Genomic DNA, 19,024 nt, shown 5'->3' with positions numbered 1-19,024 from the left:
GCATGGCAGTCGACGATTTCGAGATCCCACGGTCGAGCAAGCGCAGACTGCCCAGCTTCGCCGTCTCCCCCGAGGCCTTCGGTCGCGGCGCCGAAGCGTTCGCCCGTTTCATGGGCACCCCGGCTTTCCTCGTTGGCATGACGGTCTTCTGCACGGTGTGGCTTCTGTGGAACACTCTGCTGCCCGAAGCGTGGCAGTTCGACCCCCGGTCGCTGAACTTCACTCTGCTCACACTCATCCTGTCGCTGCAGGCGTCATACGCTGCGCCGCTGATCCTGCTCGCGGAGAATCGCAGCACCGATCGTGACCGCGTCGAATTCGAGCACGATCGGCAGCGCGCCGAACGCAACCTCGCCGACACCGAGTACCTGGCCAGGGAGGTGGCGGCACTGCGCATCGCGATGCGCGAGGTCGCCACGCGAGACTTCATTCGCTCGGAGCTCAAGGATCTGCTCAAGGAGCTCGAGGAGGAGGCGAAGCCTGAGGCCGGACGGACCGCGACGGAGCCGCAGGAGACCCAGGGCGGCAGCGTCGGAAAGGATGACGGCGCTGAGCCCGAAGATGTAGGGTTGAAGCCCGGGGAGCGCTGAGCCGGGGAGGAAAGGACGTGGGCATGACTGGTCCCGATGTGGAGACAGTGACAGAGGCATTGACCGGCGTCATCGACCCGGAGATCCGCCGCAATATCGTCGAACTCGATATGGTCGACGACATCAGCATCGACGGTGGGAAGGTCACCGTCGCGGTTCTGCTCACAATCACCGGGTGCCCGCTCAAGGACACGATCACGAGGGACACGAAGGCTGCGGTCTCCCGTGTCGAAGGTGTCACCGAGGTCTCCGTGGTCCTGGGCACGATGACACCCGAGCAGCGGAAGGCGATGAAGGAGAAGCTGCAGGGCAGCGGCACGCGCGAGATCCCGTTCAATCGTCCCGATTCGCTCACCAAGGTCTACGCAGTCGCCTCCGGCAAGGGCGGGGTCGGCAAATCCTCGGTGACCGCGAACCTCGCTGTCTCGCTGGCGGCCAAGGGACTGCGCGTCGGTGTCGTCGATGCCGACATCTACGGATTCTCGATCCCGGGCATGCTCGGTCTGTCGGGGAAACCGACCCGGGTCGACGATATGATCCTGCCGCAGATCGCCCACGACGTGAAGGTGGTGAGCATCGGCATGTTCGTCCCGCCGAGCCAAGCCGTGGTGTGGCGCGGTCCGATGCTCCACCGCGCACTCCAGCAGTTCCTCACCGACGTCTTCTGGGGCGATCTCGATGTCCTGCTGCTCGATCTGCCGCCCGGCACCGGTGACATCGCGATCTCCGTGGCGCAGCTGCTGCCCGGCTCGGAGCTGCTCGTCGTGACCACACCGCAGTCGGCTGCGGCCCAGGTCGCCGAACGCGCCGGATCGATCGCCACACAGACGAAGCAGAGGCTGTCCGGGGTCATCGAGAACATGTCCTGGATGGACATGCCCGATGGCACCCGTATGGAGGTCTTCGGCTCCGGCGGCGGTGCCAGCGTGGCCGAGAACCTGTCCGCCACCCTGGAGCACGAGGTGCCGCTGCTGGCTCAGATCCCCCTCGACACGCGTCTGCGGGAAGGCTCGGATTCAGGCACGCCGGTAGTGCTCGGCAACCCCGACTCTCCGGCGGCGCAGGCATTCGATATCTTGGCCGAATCCCTGCGCAAGCGCTCGCGCGGCCTGTCCGGACGGTCCCTGGGACTCAGCCCGGTCTGATCCGCAATGCGTCGAATGCGCTGTCGGGCTCGGCTCGCTGACCACGGCACGGCCACGACGGAGCCCTCCCCCACCCCGATCCCCATCCCCGTGCGCTGCTGACAAGGATCTCTGCCCTTGGCGTTCTCCCTCGACCGACGAGACACCATCGTCTACACCGTGTTCGTCTTCGCCGATGCCCTGATCGTCCTCATCCTGCTCGCCGGCAGCATCGTCTCCCTGCACCGACCGAGTGAGCCTGCCGACGGCGCACCCTCCTCCGCCGACAGAGCCATCGCCGAGGCGAACCGCGCCCAGCTGTCGGCTGCGATGCGCAGCTATGCCGTCGTGGCCGAGAAGAGGACGCCGAGGATGAATGTCCATGTCTTCGGCCTGCCCGGAGCACCGTCGCTGAACTCGGCAATCGAGTCGAAGCTGCTGACCGCGGTCGAAGGATCCGGCGGATTCGCCGGCCGCGCCGCCTTCGATCCCCCGCAGACGGCCCCGGTCCACCGGTGGCCGACAACGAGTTTCAATCCGCCCATCTCAGCCTCCCCGGCGGCTCCGGCTGTCGGCGCAGCCTCCGAAGTTCGGACCCGCGAGGACGAGCCACTGTCCGAGCGCGCGCCTGAGCGCCGCACCATCGACATCGCCAGCACGGTTCTCACCTCCGGCGGCCGCTACATCGTCACAGCGCTGCGGCAGCGGTCACCTCGCCCGCGGACGGAGGTTCTGCTCACCGATCTCGAAGCCGATACCACGGTCGATGCGCAGAAGCTGTTTTCGATGCGCATCGACCCCGCTGAGATCTCGGTCAACGCCACCGGTGCCCTGACCGTCCAGGGCGAGACGGTCGAAGACGGGCTCCTCTCGGATCTGGGGAGGTCCGTGTCCGCGGCTCTGCGCACCTCGCTCGAACTTCCACAACCGGGCGACCGGCGGTCGCCGGACTTCTCCTGCGCCCTGCTGCCCTGCGTGGCGCTGACCTATGACGATGGTCCCGGACGAGCGAGCACCGAACAGGCGCTGCTCGATGCTGCGGACGCCGCGGACATCCGGCTCACCTATTTCCTTCTGGGCCGGAACATCGACGAGTACCCGCACACAGCAGAACGCATCGTCGCGGCCGGACACGAGGTCGACAGCCACACCTATCGGCATCCGCGATTGGATCGGACCGAGTCCGCGAAGATCCGCCGAGAGGTGCATCGCACCCAGAAGTCGCTGCGCTCCGTCGGGCAGACCGCGCAGCCCCTCGTCCGACCTCCCTACGGCGCCCTCGACAGACGCTCCGCGCACGTTCTCGACCGTCCTGCGATCATCTGGAATGTCGATACCGACGATTGGCGGGACAGGGACCCGAGAACGACGGTGAGACGGGTCAAGGACAGGACGCACCCGGGCTCGATCGTGCTCATGCACTCCATCCACCCCACGACGGTCGAGGCGGCGCCGGCGGTGTTCGCAGCCGTTGCGGACAAAGGGCTGTACGCCGTGACGGTGCGCGAGCTCTTCGACGGCATCGACTGGGAACCGGGCGGTTCCTACTTCTGCCGTGGCTACGCCGACGAACTGTGCTCGAATCCCGAGCATCCCTCGGTGCACAAGGACTGAAGGGACCGGCTCGGAGGTCTCAGGTGGCTTCGGGATCGAACGGAGCGCCGACGGAAGGATCCCGCAGGTCGATCTGAACCTGGAAACGTTCGATCGGCGACTGCTCCCGCCTGACTTCGGCAGCGGTCTTCCCGGAAGAGGTCTCGATATCAGCCGCATCTGTCTCGGGGTCCGAAGACTCCAGCGCCGAATGTTCCCGGCGCTTGGACTCACGGATCGCAGCGTCCTCTTCGACAAGGGCTTCACGCACGATCCGCCGCGGATCGTACTGGCGGGGATCGAGCTTCTGCCAGTCGACGTCCTTGAAGTCGTCTCCGAAGTCACGGCGGACACTGTCCTTCGCGCCTTCGGCCATTCGTCGCATCTGACGGACGAGTTCACGCAGCTTCTGCGCATATTCGGGCAGGCGCTTGGGTCCGATCACGACCAAGGCCACAACGACCAGGATCACCATTTCGGTGCCGTTGATACCCATGAACATGCCACCCAGTCTACCGTGCACGGCGGTAGCATCGACTCATGGTCGGCACAGGTTCGCACACAGCATGAGGCGGGAGCGGCGATGGATGAGATAGCGGTCGAGCGGGTGTTGCGCATCGTCGAGCTCGTCCCTGCCGCCCGTGTCGTCGCCTACGGAACCGTAGGTGCCGTCGCCGGCTGCTCACCCCGGTATGTCGGACGGGTGATGAAGGAGTTCGGCTCCAATGTCACCTGGTGGAGGGTCGTCAACGCGGCGGGCGTCCTGCCCGACGGGATCCTCCCGGCGGCACGCATCCGATGGAGCCTCGAAGGAACACCGCATTCGCACCGACGTGTCGATCGCAGCGCATTCCTCGACCTCTATGAACTCGACGAGCTGTGGCGCGCTCACGGAACCGAGCCCGAATGCGGTTAGACTTGGGGGCAGTCATCAGCGGAAAGAGAGGGCCGATTGTCACGCGAAAATGCAGGTGATCTCACCTTCTCCGAACAGTACAACGGCCCCGACCCTCTGCTCGACGCCGCTCGCACGCATTCACACGAGTTCGGGCTCGTGCCGGTCTCCCAGACGACGGCGACGACGCTCAGCCTGCTCGCGCGACTCCTCACCCCGGTCGCCGCGGTCGAGGTGGGCACCGGCGTCGGCACGTCGACGCTGGCCCTGCTGCGCGGCATGCCCACCGCGGGGATACTGACGTCGATCGACACGAATTCCACTGCCCAGGGCGCCGCCCGCGACCTCGTCGATATGGCCGGCATCCGTCCCGGAAGGCTGCGGCTGATGAATGGGCGTGCCGAGGAGGTGCTCAAGAAGCTGGCTCCGGCGGCTTATGACATGGTCTTCATCGACTCAGAGCCGAGCAACCTCGAGCGGATGATCCAGCCTTCGCTGCGGCTGCTCGACGCACACGGCCTCCTCGTCATCCACCAGACGCTGCTCAAAGGCGCTGTGGCCGATCCCGTCGACCGCAGTCCGCGCACGCAGGCGGCCAGAGGGCTGCTCAACCGCATCGCCGGCCAGGAGGGTCTCCAACGAGTGCTGCTGCCCATCGGCGAGGGCCTGCTCCTGCTCCAGAAGACCCCCTGAATACGACAACAGCAGAGACCTCTGATCGGTCTCTGCTGTTCGTGCGGTTCTCAGCGGCCGCGGTCCCCAGGCCCTCCGCTCAGAGTCCCAGCGTCTCAGCCAAGGTGTCGTGCAATCCGGTGGCCTCGTCCCTGCTGAGCTCGATCACCAGTCTGCCTCCGCCTTCGACAGGAAGCCGCATCACCATGCTTCGGCCTTCTTCGGTCACTTCCAGAGGTCCGTCGCCGGTGCGGGGTTTCTGGGCTGCCATGTGGGCTCTTCCTTCCGTTGTCATGCAAAGACGGTCCACGCCTGGTGCACCGAATGTTGTTCTTCGATTATTCCACGATCCGGTCGATCCGGGTAACTTTCGACGAAACGAGCGATCAGGGCGGCAGATCGGCCGGCGGGGTGAAGTGCCACAGATAGGCCACCCACACGATCTGGAGCAGAATATAGGCCACCAGCAGCGCGGCTCGGTAACCTCGCGAGCGCACCGATGCCAGGGTCAGAGCCATCGGGAACAGCGGCAGCAGCAGACGCAGGGTCGAGGTCTGGGGATTGAAGAAGATGAGCAGATAGATGCCGTAGCCGAGGCAGAAGAGCTGCATCGTCCGTCCCATACGCGCTCCCGCCGGGGAGAATATCAGCGCAAGCATCCCGGCGACGACGATGGCGAGCAGCACCGGACCCAACGGACCGATGAGGTTGATCGACTGGGCGACCCATTGGACGAGGAACGTCGTCTCTCCGGTGTGCCAGGCCGCCTCGGTGTCGGTGTAGGCCGTCATCGATCCGGTCACCCACCAAGCGTGGACGGGATGGATGAGGGCCGCCGCGCAGGAGAGCACGCCCAGGGTCCATGACCGAACCGCCTCGGCGGCGGGGTACGGATCGTGCCTGCGGCGCAGGAACCGGTCGATGAGGTGGAGCAGCATGAAGAACGAGAAGGCCACACCGATCGGACGGGACAGGTCCATGAGGACGACGACCGGCAGCGCGGAGAGGTAGCGGCGTTCGACGACGAGGAAGAGCGCCATCGCCTGCAGCAGAAGCGTCAGGGATTCGGCATAACCGGTGGAGAAGATCGCTGCCGGCGGAAAGAACATCACGAGCGCCAGACCCATCAGCGCCTGGTCGCCGTCGACATACTTCCGGAACAGGTGGAGGATGACGATCGAGGCCAGTCCGGCGGCGAGCGTGGACACGATCGGTGAGATGATCTCGTAGCTGACTCCGGTCAGGTCCGACAGGGTGCTGACCACGGAGGGATGCAGCGGGTAGAAGGCCCACTGGTTCTCTCCCACAGCGCCGCTGTCGTCGATCGGCAGGATCCGCGGATAGCCTTCGTCCGCAACGCGTGCGTACCAGCCGCCGTCCCAGAAGTTGAGGAAGTCGTTGAGCGTCGTCGTCACCGGCGAGGACGACCAGTTCGCCGGGTCCTGCCGCTTCAGGACGGCGGCGAAGATCGACATGCTCACGACGCGGGAGGCGAAGTACACGGCAACGGCCTGGACCCAGACCGGCAGCGACAGGAACAGCGCGCCGAGACGGGAGAGTCGGGAGGAGTCGAAGGCTTCGCGGGCGAGGGTGATTCCGGGCAGGTCGGCAGGTCGGCTCATCGTTGTCCGGCAGCCGTTTCCGGTGCATCGGCGGCAGGGCCCCGATCCGAGTGCGCGGACGCCGGCCGATCCGTCGGCTCGACGGCAGGCGCGTTCGGCCGGTCCGCTGAGTCGGCGGCGGACAGATTCGGTCGGTCCGCTGAATCGACGGCGGACGGGTTCGGTCGCGAGTCCTCGGCGTGTGCGGATTCGAGTTCGCGCAGGCGTTCGCTCAACATCTGCATGGCCTCGTCGACATCCTCCATCCGATAGCCGCGCAGCGCCGGGCGGAAGGTCACCGCCTCCAGGTCCGCTCCCGTGAATCCCTCGGGAAGCCCGGTCCAGGGCTCTTCCGCCTCGTCGAGCGTCTCGGCTGAGAAGACGTTGAAGGTGGCCGCGACGACGAAGACGAGGACGAAGATCGCAGCCGCGACACCGATCACAATCCACACAGGCATGGCTTCATTTTCGCACAGTCGCGTGCACCGGAGGCTCAGCGCAGGCCGCGCACGGTGTGTTTCGGCTCGGCCTCGCCGGTGATCGCCAGAGTCACATCGATGGCATCGGCGGTCGCACGCACATCATGGGTGCGGATCAGCGCCGCGCCGCGTTCGACCGCCAGAGCGGTCGCGGCGATGGTGCCGTTGAGCCGATCCGGTGGGACCACGTCACCGATCGCCTCTCCGACGAAGTCCTTGCGTGAGATCGCCAGCAGGACCGCGTAGCCGGTGTCGGCGAAGCGGTCGAGTTCGCGCAGCAGACGCAGCGATTGGTAGGTGTTCTTCCCGAAGTCCGGGGTGGGGTCGATGACGATCCGGTCCTCGGGCACGCCGGCGGTGCGGGCGGCTGCGGCGAGTTCGCTGACTCCGGACAGGGTCTTGTCGACCACCTCCGCCGCATGCAGGCCGTACCGGTTGCGATGAGCATCTGTTCGCGGACTCAGCCCACCGGTGTGGGAGCACACGATCCCGACCCCGAAGCGGGCGGCCACCTCGGCGACCTCTGGGTCGACTCCCGCCCAGGTGTCGTTGATCAGACCGGCTCCGGCCCGGCAGGCAGCTTCGGCGACTTCGTGTCGCCAGGTGTCGACACTGATGAGAACGTCCGGGTGCGCGGCGGCGACGGCTTCGATGGTCGGGCACACGCGTTCGATCTCCTCGGCCGCGGAGATCTCCCGACCGCGGCCAGCGCGCACTCCCCCGACGTCGACGATGTGGGCGCCGTCGGCGGTGGCAGCCTCGACGGCGGTGATGGCTTCGTCGAGAGTCGCAGCGGATTCATAGAACGAATCGGTCGTGCGGTTGATCACGGCCATGATCGCCGGTGCACCCGGCCGAGCCTGTGCGAGGTCGAAAGGTGCCGGGCCGGACTGTGTGGCGCTGCTGCCTCTCACGGTCGGCTCCTGCTCGTCTCGGACGCAGCGCCGGTGCCCGGTCCCGGTCGGCCCGGTCCGATCGCTGCCACGACTTCGTCGATATCGTCGGTGAGGGTGAACAGGGACAGGTCCTTCGGACCGATCGCGCCTGCAGCCAGCATCGACTCGGTCAGCCAGTCGACGAGTCCCTGCCAATAGCGACGGCCGAAGAGCACGATCGGGAATGACGTCACTTTGCCCGTCTGCACCAAAGTCAGCGCTTCGAAGAGCTCGTCGAGCGTGCCGTAGCCGCCGGGCATGACGACGAAGGCGCGCGAGTACTTCAGGAACATCGTCTTGCGGACGAAGAAGTACCTGAAGTTCACCCCGAGTTCGACGTGGTCGTTGAGTCCCGATTCGAAGGGCAGCTCGATGCCCAAGCCGATGGACACTCCCCCGCCGTCGACGGCACCGAGGTTGCCCGCCTCCATGATGCCGGGGCCACCACCGGTGATGATGGCATTTCCGGCTGCGGCGAGACGACGGGCGATCTCACGGGTGTCCGCATAGGCCTGCGTGTTTGCGTGCAGCCGGGCGGAGCCGAACAGCGCCACGGCCGGGCCGATCTCGGCCAGCGACCCGAAGCCTTCGACGAACTCGGCCTGGATGCGCATCACCCGCCACGGGTCCTCGTGCGCCCAAGCGGCTCCCGAGCCCCGGTCGAGCAGACGCTGATCCGCCGTCGCCTTAGGCACCTGATCACCGCGCAGACGCAGCGGGCCCTTCCGGTAGTACCCGGCCGACGTGCTCGGAGCGGACTGTCCTCTGTCGTCCATCGGACTCACCGGCCCTCGAGGTAGCTGCACAGGATGCGGGTGGCCTGCTCCACCTCGGCGACTCTGACGTGCTCATCCGATTTGTGGGCATACAGCGGATTGCCGGGTCCGAAATTCACCGCGGGAACACCGAGTGCGCTGAACCGAGAGACGTCGGTCCAGCCGAGCTTCGGGGCCGGGGACAGTCCCAGCGTGTCGATGAAGTCCTGCGCGATCGGACGGTCGAGACCAGGCCTGGCGCCTTCGGCCGCATCGGTGACGACGAGGTCGAAGCCGGAGAAGAATTCGCGCAGGAACGCTTCCGCCTCGGCCGCCGACTTGCTCGGGGCGAAACGGTAGTTCACGGATACGCGGCATTCATCGGGCACCACATTGCCGGCGACACCGCCGCTGATGTTCACCGCCGACAGCGACTCGCGGTAGTCGAGTCCGTCGACCGTCACCGTATCCGTCTCGTGCTCGGCCAGCCGGGCGAGCACCTCGGCGGCGGCGTGGATGGCGTTGACGCCCATGAAGGCGCGGGCCGAGTGGGCGCGCACACCCGTGGTGACGACGTCGACGCGGATGGTGCCGTTGCATCCTCCCTCGACCGAGGCGTTCGACGGTTCGCCGAGGATCGCGAAGTCACCGCTCAGCCAATCGGGGTGGCTGCGCGCGACTCGGCCGAGTCCGTTGAGGGAGGCGTCGACCTCCTCGTGATCGTAGAAGACCCAGCTGACGTCGCGGGCGGGGCTGCGCAACGCGGCGGCCGTGGCCAGCTGCATGGCCACTCCGGCCTTCATATCGCAGGCCCCGCGCCCCCAGATCACCTCGTCGTCGGGGTAGTCCTTTCCGGTCATCCTCGTGCGCACGGGAGGCAGGTTGTGCTCGACGGGAACCGTGTCGAGATGTCCTGCGACGACGATCCGCTCAGCCCGGCCGAGGTTCGTGCGGGCGACGATGGTATCGCCATCGCGGAGGATCTCGAGCTCGGGTCCGGGTCCTGCGCTGATCCTCTCGAGCACCTCGACGACGGCATCGGCCAGGACGGCTTCGTTGCCGGACACGGATTCGATGGCGCACAGACGCCCCGTGAGCTCGGCCGGGTCATCGAGAGCGGCGAAGAGGGAGTCCCCCGGGTCGGTCGGGGACGCGAAGATGGAATCAGTCTCAGCAGATGGATCGACAGTCATGTCCCTTAGCCTAGTACTGCCGCCACCGACTAAGCTTGAGGCATGACAGAACGCATCATTTCCGCACGTGGCCTTGCCACGTCCCATTCCGACATCGTCCTCTCCGTCTGGTACCCCGCACTGAGCACGGGTGAGACCGCTGAGGCCGCCGAGGCCGCCGCCACCGCTCGCGCCGCCGACGACGGACTCGATGCCCTTGTGGGCACCGACGAGGCTCGCGGCACCCGCGCCGAGGTGGTCACCACCACGATCGACCTCGACGCCGGTCCCGCCTCGGCGGCGGATGCCTATCTGCGGCTGCATGCCCTGTCCCACCGCATCGTGGCCCCCAATGATGTCAACCTCGACGGCATCTTCGGCCATATCTCGAACGTGGTGTGGACCTCGTACGGCGCCTGCTCGCCGGAGGACTTCGAAGCGACCCGCGCCAAGCTGCTGGCACGCGGGCCGGTCGCCGTCTACGGACTCGACAAGTTCCCGCGCATGACCGACTTCGTCATTCCCTCCGGCGTGCGCATCGCCGATGCCGATCGTGTCCGCCTCGGCGCGCACCTGGCGTCGGGCACCACGGTGATGCACGAAGGATTCGTCAACTTCAATGCCGGCACTCTGGGATCGGCCATGGTCGAAGGACGCATCTCGCAGGGCGTCGTCGTCGGCGACGGATCCGACATCGGCGGCGGGGCCTCCATCATGGGTACCCTCTCGGGCGGCGGCACACACCGCATCTCCATCGGCTCGGGCAGCCTCTTGGGCGCCAACGCGGGAGTCGGCATCTCCATCGGCGATGACTGCATCGTCGAAGCCGGTCTCTACCTCACCGCCGGCACACGAGTCACCGTACCGGGCGAGGACAATGCCGTGGTCAAGGCCGCCGAGCTCAGCGGACAGAACAACATCCTCTTCCGCCGGAACTCGATCACCGGCGCCGTCGAGGCGATCGCCCGCGATTCCAAGGGCATCGAGCTCAACCCCGACCTGCACTGAGACGTCGGCAGTTCTGAGCTGACGCTGCGCTGAGCGGCCGGCACTATGCGGCCGGGGGCACTCATCGCCTTCTGCACGGGGCGCCCGCGGCGACGTGCTTGGCGACTCTGGGAAGACGAGGGCGCGTTCACACGATGTGGACGCGCCCTCGCGGCATTCAACCCCGTGTGCCCTGAAGGGGAAACTGCCATCGCGACGCGTTCCTGTCGTACCGACCCGTTCCTGCCGCTCCGACCCGTTCCTGCCATACCCGCGTGTTCCTGCGAGAGGATGTGCTGCCACCGGTGCGCAACGACACTGCCGGTGCGATGCAGCAACAACGGTGAGGGACACAGCGGGGCCTCGCCGAGGCGACTCCTCCTCCAGTCAGCCGCTCAACGCCCCTTTCCTGCAGGGTGATTCGCCGCTCGAGGTGTCCTTCGGCGGCGGTACGGGGCTGTGTCACCTGGGGTGGGCTGTAGCGCCGGGAGTGCTGTGCGAGAGCAACGGTGAGGGATGCGTGCAGCTCTGTACCAGAGCAACGATGTGGGATGCGTGGAGTTCTGTGCGATGCATCAAGCCGGAAATGCGCAACGGCGCCGGGCAGAGGATTCTGCTCCGACGCCGTCAGCACGGACCGCAAGGGCTCAGGCGTTCCTGGCGCCCGGGTGCTCAGGTGTCTCTGCCGCCCGGGGGCTTAGCAGCCGTGAGCGCGCGGGTGCTCAGCGGTCGTTGATGTCCGTGTAGTTGCGGGAATAGGCACCCGTGTAGATCTGGCGCGGACGACCGATCTTCGTCTCGGGATCCTTGATCATCTCGCGCCACTGCGCGATCCAACCGGGCAGGCGGCCGACGGCGAAGAGCACGGTGAACATATTCGTCGGGAATCCGAGCGCCTTGTAGATGAGCCCCGTGTAGAAGTCGACGTTCGGATAGAGCTTGCGCTCAACGAAGTAGTCGTCGGCCAGCGCGATCTCTTCGAGCTGCTGTGCCAGTTCGAGCAGCGGGTCACCGCCGGAACGAGCGAGGACCTCGTCTGCAGTCTTCTTGATGATCTTCGCGCGCGGATCGTAGTTCTTGTACACGCGGTGGCCGAAGCCCATCAGGCGGACTCCGTCCTCCTTGTTCTTCACGCGTTCCATGAACTTCTTCGGTCCGTCGTCGGAGGCCGCGATCTGCTGCAGCATCTCCAGCACTGCGGAGTTCGCGCCACCGTGCAGGGGCCCGGCCAGGGCGTTGACACCGGCAGAGATCGACTGGAAGACGTTGGCCTGGGACGAACCGACCAGTCGCACTGTCGAGGTCGAGCAGTTCTGCTCGTGATCGGCGTGGAGGATGAACAGCTGATCCATGGCCTTCACGGCGAGCGGATCCGGCTCGTATTCCTCGGCGGGGACTCCGAAGTTCACACGCAGGAAGTTCTCGACCAGGCTCAGCGAGTTGTCCGGATGGATGACCGGCAGACCCATGTTCTTCCGGTGTGCCAGAGCAGCGATGGTCGGCATCTTCGCGAGCAGTCGGAACGAGGAGGTGTCGATCTGACCTTCGTCAAAGACATCGAGGTCATCTTGGTAGAACGTCGACAAAGCCGCGACCGCCGCTGCCACCATAGGCATCGGATGTGCATCGTAGGGGAAGGCACGGAAGAAGCGGCGCAGATCCTCATGCACGATCGTGTGTCCGCGCAGTCGGGCATCGAAGGCATCGAACTGTTCCTGAGTCGGCAGCTCGCCGTAGATGAGGAGGTAGCAGACTTCGACGAAGTTCGACTGCTCGGCGAGCTGTTCGATCGGATAGCCGCGGTACTGCAGAACGCCCTCGTCGCCGTCGATGAAGGTGATGGCCGAAGACGTGGATGCGGTGTTGGCGAACCCTGGATCATATGTGACCGACCCGGTCTCTTTCAGCAGAGAGCCGATACGGTATCCGTTGTTGCCCGCCGACGCCGACACCTCGGGCAGTGTCAGCTCCGTGTCAGCGATCTTGAGGTTCGCCTCCGAAGTCATTCGATCTCCTCACCGTTGACGTACCTCAAGAACTTCCTGAGGTGTCTTGCACAGTTCGTTCAAAGACTACCGATAACTGTGGGAATGAGAAAATCGCTGCACCCCGCTTCTACTCACCGGTAATACATTTGACCTGGTCAAACACGAACTTTTCTGTCCTGAATGCAGTCTTTGCGCAACCTTGGCAAACCCTCGGAGACCGCAGCTCCCTCGCCCCGGTCCGTCAGACCGGGACAGACGGCGAATCTCACGCCGCCGCCTCATGGAGTCGCTTTGCGGCGGCTGCGATGCGTTCGTCGGTGGCAGTCAGGGCGATGCGCACGTGGTCGCTGGCTGCCGCGCCGTAGAATTCTCCCGGCCCCGCGACGATGCCCAGCTCGGCGAGGTCGCCGAGCGAATCCCAGCAGTTCTTGTCCGCCGTGGCCCACAGGTAGAGGCCCGCGGTCGAATGATCGATGCGGAATCCGAAGTCCTCTAGTCCCGCTCGGAGCAGGTTCCTCCGCGATCGGTAGATCTCCTTCTGCACGCGGACGTGCTCGGTGTCGCCGAGTCCCGCAACCATCGCCGCCTGGATCGGGTAGGGCACGATCATTCCCGCGTGCTTGCGGGAACGGGTCAGGTCGGCGATGAGGTCCGCATCTCCGGCGACGAAGGCGGCGCGGTAGCCTGCGAGATTCGACTGCTTCGACATCGAGTAGACGCTGAGCACACGTGTGCGGGTCTCCCCGACGACGGAGAGCACGCTCGGCGCAGGCTCATCGGACTCCCAATTGAGCAGTCCGTAGCACTCGTCGGAGGCGAGCACGACTCCGGCGGCACGGGCACGGCGGGCCACCTCGGCGAGGATATCGGCGTCGAGCACCTCCCCTGTCGGGTTTCCCGGTGTGTTGATCCACAGGAGCCCGATGCCCTCGAGTGACGCTCCCGCAGCGACCTCGGCGGCATCGAGGCGCCGGCATTCGACTCCGGCGATCATCGCCCCCATCTCATAAGTCGGGTAGGCGGCCGACGGACAGGCCACTGCCAGTCCCCTCTGCCGCAGGCCCAGCAGTGTCGGCAGCCAGGCCACGAGCTCTTTCGAACCCACAGTCGGCAGGATCTCGGTGGCGGGGTCGAGTGCGACCGAATGCCATGTCGCATACCATCCGGCGATGGCCTCGCGCAGTTCCGAGGTGCCCGCCGTCGTGGGATAGCCGTGTGCGTCTCCGGCGGCGGCCAGGGCGCGCCGAATCACCTCGGGCGTCGGGTCGACCGGGGTGCCGATCGACAGGTCACACACGTCGTCGGGATGTTCGGCCGCGCGGCGACGGAAGTCAGTGAGCCGGTCCCAGGGGTAGTCGGGCAGGTCGAGTCCGAAGGAAGTCGTCATGGCTCAGAAGCTCAGAGGTCGTGACTCTGGGGCGGAAGGGCAGCGATGATCGCATGGTCCTTGTGCGTGTTCCCGAGTTTCGCGGCTCCACCCGGGGAACCGAGGTCGTCGAAGAATTCGACGTTGGCCTTGTAGTACTCTTCCCACTCCTCCGGCACATCGTCTTCGTAGAAGATCGCTTCGACCGGGCACACCGGCTCACAGGCTCCGCAGTCGACGCATTCGTCCGGGTGGATGTAGAGACTGCGTTCGCCCTCGTAGATGCAGTCGACCGGGCATTCGTCGATGCAGGCCTTGTCCTTGAGATCGACACAGGGCTGAGCAATGATGTACGTCACAGGACTGACTCCTCGCAAGCTTCACAGATGATGCGCATACACATCCCACAATACGCCTTCGGCCGTATTCCACGCCCATCGTTCTCAGGTGATTCGCATTGCATCTGCCCTCGACCGTCACGCCTGCTCCAGGCGGCCGCCTCCGTGTCTTAGGGTGGGAGGGCACGGATTCGACGGAGGAAGGCGAGAAGTGGACGAGCTGCAGCCCGGCAGACGAGTGGTCGTACGGTATTCGCTCGACCCCGAGGACTCCCATTCGACCTCCGATGCGCTCGGCGTCGTCACCACCGTCGACGAGGCGGGGGTCGAGATCGACACGAAGCGCGGGCCGCTGCGCATCTCGCGCCCCCAGATCCTGCTCGTCCACGAGGTGCCGCCGGCACCGACCCGCTCGGGGCGCACCCATGAGATCGTCTCCGCTGTCGATCTCCGTCGCATCTCGGCCGCCGCCTGGCTTCCGCAGGACGTGTCGTGGCTGCACGTGGAGAACCTGCGCAATGAGGGCACTGAGTCCGCCGCCGACCTCAGCCTGCTCCAGAAGGGATGGCTGCTGCGCAGTTCGGACTCCGCCACGCGCCGAGCCAACAGCTGCCTGCCCGTGACCGATTCCGGACTGGGGTGGGAACAGAGCCTCGACGCCGTCGAAGAGTGGTACCGCACGCGGGAGAAGCCGAGCCGGATCCAGATCTATTCGGCCGACGATTCGTCCACGTTGGCACCCGAATGCGAGGGACTGGCACCCCTGCTCTCGGCACGCGGCTACTCCCCCTCCGAGGCAGTCCTCCTGCTGACCGGCGCCACCGCCGAGGCGGCCGCCGGTGCTTCGGCCCCCGCCGAGGCGGCCGCCCCGGGACTGGCCATCGACGTCGCCGATGCGCCGACACCGGAGCATTTCGCTGCGTGGACGAGTCAGCGCAGCCCCGGGGACGCGTCCGGCGCGGCAGAGGCCTTCCGCTCTCTCATCACGGCCGACCAGCCCTGCGAATTCGTCACCGCATACGCCCAGCACCCCGACGGATCGCGGTCCATGGTCTCCGCGGCCCGGGTGGTCGAACGCAGCAAATGGGGCGTCATCACCAACCTCGTGACCCGTCCCGATCTGCGTCGTCGAGGTGCCGGACGGTCGGTCGCCCGTGCCGCGGCGGCTCTCCTGGCACAGCGCGGAGTGAGGTCCTACCTCGTCGACATCGAAGCGAGCAATGAGGCCTCGCTGAACCTGTTCGGCTCACTCGGCGCTGCCGTGCGCCACCGTTCCTGGTACGCCGAGCGCGCCTGATCCCGGCCCTGGAGAGCAAGGCTCGGCCCCTGCAGCCCGAAGGCCGAGCTCAGCCCCTGCGTACGATCGTGCTCAGCCCTTGCACTCGACCTTGTTCACCGGTCGGTACACCGTGGTGAACCCGTCCTTCGTGGTCCGACCCGATTCGATGTCCTTCATCGTCCGCGTGATTCGGATCGACCATCCGCCCTTGGGTGCCTGCGGGGTGCAGGAAGTGCCGCTTTCGGTGAGCGATCCCGGTGAGGTGTGGTTGAACCGGTCCGAGGCATCGGCCGAGACGTCGTACTTCTTCACGCCGAAGACTCTGGCGTGGACCTCTCCGCCTTTGAGATACATATCGAGCACGACCGGAGTCTTCGAGTTGTTCGTGAACTTCAGGTCGATGGAGGACCAGTCCAGCGTCGTCTCCCGGCCTTCCGGGTAGCGGGAGATGTAGCGCGAATGGGCCTGGTGCTCATCGAGGTCGAAACCGGCGAAGAAGGCGGCGTTGAACAGCGTCGTCGACACCTGCGAGACACCCCCGCCGAAGTCTTCCTTCATCTGTCCGTCGGAGATCACACCCGCCGGCTTGTACCCGTTGGCCGCTGTGCGCTGGCCGAGGGTCTCGTTGAGGGAGAACTGCTCGCCCGGCTGCAGCACGGTCCCTGAGACCTTCTTCGAGGCCACTCGGAGGTTGTTGTCGCGATTGGGCTTGGAGCTGTAGCCGGTGGAGAACTCGGAGACCACCTTCGACACATCGGCCTTCTTCGCATCCTCCGTCGTGAAGTCGGGTTCGACGGAGGCCAGGGTCACCTCCGGGGTGTCGTTCTTTCCCTTGATCGCATCGGAGACGGCCGTGGTCAGTTCCTTGGCCTTGATTCCGATGCCCTTCTTGGAGGGCACGACCTGAGGCTTTCCGTGCTTGATCGTGAAACTCGCGTCCTCGGCGGGTCTGCCGATGTCCTTGTTCGCGTCCAGAACCGATTTCTGCAGTGCCTCCTGGTCGAAGACCGGCACCAGCTTCGAGTCCTTCGCATCGAAGGTCAGCGTCTTCGCGATGATCGCGGGCGACACATTCAGGTCACCGCCTTTGACGTTCGAGTCCGCATCCTTGCCCGGTTCGGCTGCGATCTTCAGGTCTTTGCTCACCGCGTCCTCGGCGAACCCGGTGGCCATGTCCTCTGCCTCTGCAGTGGTGATGTCGGGATCGACCTGCGTCGGCTGGACGGGCAGTGCGTCCTTCGTGCGCAGCCAGTTCTCGTCGATCGCTGTGCGCACCTGATCAGCCTCGACCGTCTGCCCGACGGCACCGTCCTTGACCTTCGGGGTGGTCTTCTCGAAGCCGAGCTCCGCGTTCTTGGGCTCGACGGCCAGCGATTCGGTGACCTTCGAGGTGGCCTTGTCGAACTTCTTCTCGTCGACGTCGATGACGGGGGCGACCTCGCTGTCGCCGAACAGGCGGTTCCAGATCACGGTGGGATCGAGACTGAAGCCGGTGACCCGGTCGACCGTCGCCTCGGCGTCGAAGGTGATGCCGGCATCGGCGGGATCGAGCTTCGCCGTCGGTTCTCCTGCCTGCAGGACGATGTCCCTGTTCGCTTCGTCATGCAGATCATTGCGAAGAGTGTTCTCAGCAGCGGTGGCGCTCTTGCCTCCGATGTCGATTCCGGCCACGGTCGTCCCCGGCGTCAGCACGCGTCCGCTGAGGAACCCGACCACGATATAGAGCGCGGCCAGGACGATGACGACGATGAGGAAGAGGGGCCAGATCCGCTTCGTCCGGGCACCCTCGACCGAGGAGCGGGGCCCAACAGGGCCCGAGGTTCCGTCGGCTGGGGTCTGGGGCGTCATCTTCCTCCCGAGGATGTCGAAAACGACAGGTTCGTCTCTGTTCGGACGAGTCTAGCGAGTCCGTTCGCGCCCGCGCACATCGATGAAGGCGAAGACAGCCGCCAGGAGCATCGGTCCCAGCAGCCAGGCCACCGAACGCAGGGTGCCGGTGACGACCATGTCCGCGCCCGGCAGCCAGTTCGGCTGACCGAGCACATAGGACAGCACGGCGATGATGACCGCAGCGAGCAGCATCGGCGAGCTGCTGCGGTACATGGTCTTCAGATGCCACAGTCCGCTGGCCGCCAGCAGCAGCGACAGGACCACTCCCCACGGCAGGATCAGCGGGTTGCCTCCGGGGTGGACGACCCAGGCATTGAGGTGCTGCATGGCTCCGAGGAACGCGATGAGCACAGCCAGGACTGAGGCATGCAGATAGGCGAAGAGGCCGGGCTTCTTCGGTTCGCGGCGACGCCTCAGCGGTGCTGGGCCCGCCGCGTTCTCCTGCGCTTCCACCGCAGCGATGTCGAGCCCGGTGAGGACGTGGGGAGCGAGTCCGTCACGCAGTTCCTCCGCCGGGACTTCGGCTCCGGCGCCGATGGAATAGTATTCCCGATCCCCGATCCGCTGACCGACGCCGTTCGACAGCGCGAAGAATCCGTCGGAGACGCTCACCTGGGTCCGATGCGCTTCGAGCGCCGCGCGTTTGGCCGCGAGCACCGAGGAGATGTCCTGGCCGATGATGATCCGTCCGACCGGCGGTTTCGCGGGAATCGTCTGGGCAGCGGCGAAGCCGGTCGCGGCGAACCCGGGCTGCTCGGGGTCGAAGGCCGCACGGGCCGCCTCGGCGGGAGTGTCGACGAAGAGCAGCCGGCCGGTGCGCCACTCGGCCAGGTCGATCGCGGCGACTGTGGCTTCGTGCACCCGCACGTGATCAGGATGACCGTACCCGCCGTTCGCGGCGTAGGTGATCACCGCATGCGGCTGCAGCGCGTCGATGACCGCGGCGATGTGCCGGGCAACGGTGGTCACCTCGGCCGCGCACAGAGCGTCGTCGGGCATGGTCGAGGCGGGACGGGCGTGGCCGTCGGGCCCCCATTCCATGCCCGAGTCCTCGAAGGTGCGCGTGGTGCCGCCGAGGAAGGTGTGCATGCGCACGCCCAGGGCGCGCATCGCCTCGGCGATCTCCTGCTCCCGCACCCGGGCCAGTCCCGCGCGGTCGCCCTCGAGGTGTCCGAGTTCGGCGGGGATGACCTCGCCGCCCTCTCCTCGGGTGGCCGTGAGCACCATGACCTCGGCCCCTTCGGAGACCAGTGCGGCGATCGTGCCTCCCGTCGTGATCGTCTCATCGTCGGGATGAGCGTGCACGAAGAGGACGCGTGGCGTGACTGTCATGGGATCCTGGGTACTCGAGGTCATCGGT

At 66.0% G+C, this 19,024-nt stretch carries 19 protein-coding genes; 7 read left to right on the top strand and 12 right to left on the bottom strand.

Annotated features, from left to right (window positions below):
• Positions 1-2: 2 nt before the first annotated feature.
• The 3 genes from IHE57_RS13070 (at position 3) to IHE57_RS13060 (ending at position 3,328) form a co-directional block, all read left to right on the top strand.
• Positions 3-590: a DUF1003 domain-containing protein gene (locus tag IHE57_RS13070; RefSeq protein WP_253720253.1), complete on the top strand. Its 588-nt coding sequence runs from the start codon at positions 3-5 to the stop codon at positions 588-590.
• Positions 591-613: 23 nt separating this feature from the next.
• Positions 614-1,735, top strand: coding sequence for an Mrp/NBP35 family ATP-binding protein (locus IHE57_RS13065; RefSeq protein ID WP_209373630.1), 1,122 nt, complete (start codon positions 614-616; stop codon positions 1,733-1,735).
• Positions 1,736-1,852: 117 nt separating this feature from the next.
• A complete protein-coding gene (locus tag IHE57_RS13060) occupies positions 1,853-3,328 on the top strand; it encodes a polysaccharide deacetylase family protein (RefSeq protein ID WP_209325053.1) in 1,476 nt (491 codons plus the stop codon).
• A gap of 19 nt (positions 3,329-3,347) precedes the next feature.
• Here the strand turns inward: IHE57_RS13060 and IHE57_RS13055 are convergent, their stop codons facing one another.
• Positions 3,348-3,809, bottom strand: a complete 462-nt coding sequence (locus IHE57_RS13055) for a twin-arginine translocase TatA/TatE family subunit (RefSeq protein ID WP_253720251.1) — start codon at positions 3,807-3,809, stop codon at positions 3,348-3,350.
• A gap of 81 nt (positions 3,810-3,890) precedes the next feature.
• On the opposite strand from IHE57_RS13055, the gene IHE57_RS13050 reads away from it, so the two are divergent.
• Both IHE57_RS13050 and IHE57_RS13045 read left to right on the top strand, forming a co-directional pair.
• Entirely contained in the window at positions 3,891-4,223 is a 333-nt protein-coding gene (locus IHE57_RS13050) for an MGMT family protein (protein ID WP_209325052.1), read from the top strand.
• Between the two features lie 36 nt (positions 4,224-4,259).
• On the top strand, positions 4,260-4,895 hold the full coding sequence (locus IHE57_RS13045; RefSeq protein WP_209325051.1) for an O-methyltransferase: 636 nt from the start codon (positions 4,260-4,262) through the stop codon (positions 4,893-4,895).
• A gap of 79 nt (positions 4,896-4,974) precedes the next feature.
• On the opposite strand, the gene IHE57_RS13040 is transcribed toward IHE57_RS13045, so the two are convergent.
• The 6 genes from IHE57_RS13040 to dapE form a co-directional block, all read right to left on the bottom strand.
• Positions 4,975-5,145, bottom strand: coding sequence for a DUF3117 domain-containing protein (locus tag IHE57_RS13040; protein WP_135538791.1), 171 nt, complete (start codon positions 5,143-5,145; stop codon positions 4,975-4,977).
• 115 nt (positions 5,146-5,260) lie between these two features.
• Complete coding sequence (locus IHE57_RS13035) at positions 5,261-6,496, bottom strand: hypothetical protein (protein ID WP_209325050.1); 1,236 nt, start codon at positions 6,494-6,496, stop codon at positions 5,261-5,263.
• Positions 6,493-6,933, bottom strand: coding sequence for a DivIVA domain-containing protein (locus IHE57_RS13030; RefSeq protein WP_209325049.1), 441 nt, complete (start codon positions 6,931-6,933; stop codon positions 6,493-6,495). Before IHE57_RS13030 ends, IHE57_RS13035 begins: the two co-directional genes overlap by 4 nt.
• A gap of 35 nt (positions 6,934-6,968) precedes the next feature.
• Entirely contained in the window at positions 6,969-7,868 is a 900-nt protein-coding gene (folP, locus tag IHE57_RS13025) for a dihydropteroate synthase (RefSeq protein ID WP_366933953.1), read from the bottom strand.
• Positions 7,865-8,665 carry an LOG family protein gene (locus IHE57_RS13020; protein ID WP_209325048.1) on the bottom strand — a complete coding sequence of 267 codons (801 nt, stop codon included), beginning with the start codon at positions 8,663-8,665 and terminating at the stop codon, positions 7,865-7,867. Before IHE57_RS13020 ends, folP begins: the two co-directional genes overlap by 4 nt.
• A 5-nt stretch (positions 8,666-8,670) precedes the next feature.
• Positions 8,671-9,837, bottom strand: coding sequence for a succinyl-diaminopimelate desuccinylase (gene dapE, locus IHE57_RS13015; protein WP_209325047.1), 1,167 nt, complete (start codon positions 9,835-9,837; stop codon positions 8,671-8,673).
• Between the two features lie 42 nt (positions 9,838-9,879).
• Between dapE and dapD the strand changes: the two genes are divergently transcribed.
• Positions 9,880-10,824 (top strand): 2,3,4,5-tetrahydropyridine-2,6-dicarboxylate N-succinyltransferase, encoded by a 945-nt coding sequence (dapD, locus tag IHE57_RS13010; protein ID WP_209373628.1) that lies wholly within the window; start codon positions 9,880-9,882, stop codon positions 10,822-10,824.
• A 701-nt stretch (positions 10,825-11,525) separates the two neighbouring features.
• Here dapD and IHE57_RS13005 read toward each other — a convergent pair.
• The 3 genes from IHE57_RS13005 to fdxA all read right to left on the bottom strand — a co-directional run bounded on the left by IHE57_RS13005 (position 11,526) and on the right by fdxA (position 14,516).
• The gene (locus IHE57_RS13005; protein WP_209325045.1) at positions 11,526-12,809 is read right to left on the bottom strand and encodes a citrate synthase; all 1,284 of its coding nucleotides are present in this window, start codon (positions 12,807-12,809) and stop codon (positions 11,526-11,528) included.
• Between the two features lie 247 nt (positions 12,810-13,056).
• Complete coding sequence (gene dapC, locus IHE57_RS13000) at positions 13,057-14,178, bottom strand: succinyldiaminopimelate transaminase (RefSeq protein ID WP_209373626.1); 1,122 nt, start codon at positions 14,176-14,178, stop codon at positions 13,057-13,059.
• Positions 14,179-14,189: 11 nt separating this feature from the next.
• Positions 14,190-14,516: a ferredoxin gene (fdxA, locus tag IHE57_RS12995; RefSeq protein WP_209325043.1), complete on the bottom strand. Its 327-nt coding sequence runs from the start codon at positions 14,514-14,516 to the stop codon at positions 14,190-14,192.
• 190 nt (positions 14,517-14,706) lie between these two features.
• Here fdxA and IHE57_RS12990 point away from each other — a divergent pair, with 190 nt between their 5' ends.
• Positions 14,707-15,792, top strand: a complete 1,086-nt coding sequence (locus tag IHE57_RS12990) for a GNAT family N-acetyltransferase (RefSeq protein ID WP_209373624.1) — start codon at positions 14,707-14,709, stop codon at positions 15,790-15,792.
• Between the two features lie 72 nt (positions 15,793-15,864).
• Here the strand turns inward: IHE57_RS12990 and IHE57_RS12985 are convergent, their stop codons facing one another.
• Together IHE57_RS12985 and IHE57_RS12980 are read right to left on the bottom strand one after the other, a co-directional pair.
• Positions 15,865-17,622, bottom strand: coding sequence for a VanW family protein (locus tag IHE57_RS12985; protein WP_209373622.1), 1,758 nt, complete (start codon positions 17,620-17,622; stop codon positions 15,865-15,867).
• 51 nt (positions 17,623-17,673) lie between these two features.
• Complete coding sequence (locus IHE57_RS12980; protein WP_209373615.1) at positions 17,674-18,996, bottom strand: PIG-L family deacetylase; 1,323 nt, start codon at positions 18,994-18,996, stop codon at positions 17,674-17,676.
• Positions 18,997-19,024 lie beyond the last annotated feature (28 nt).

This window comes from Brevibacterium renqingii (assembly GCF_017808105.1).
Taxonomy (GTDB): domain Bacteria; phylum Actinomycetota; class Actinomycetes; order Actinomycetales; family Brevibacteriaceae; genus Brevibacterium; species Brevibacterium renqingii.
This window is presented reverse-complemented; position numbering and strand designations above follow the sequence as displayed.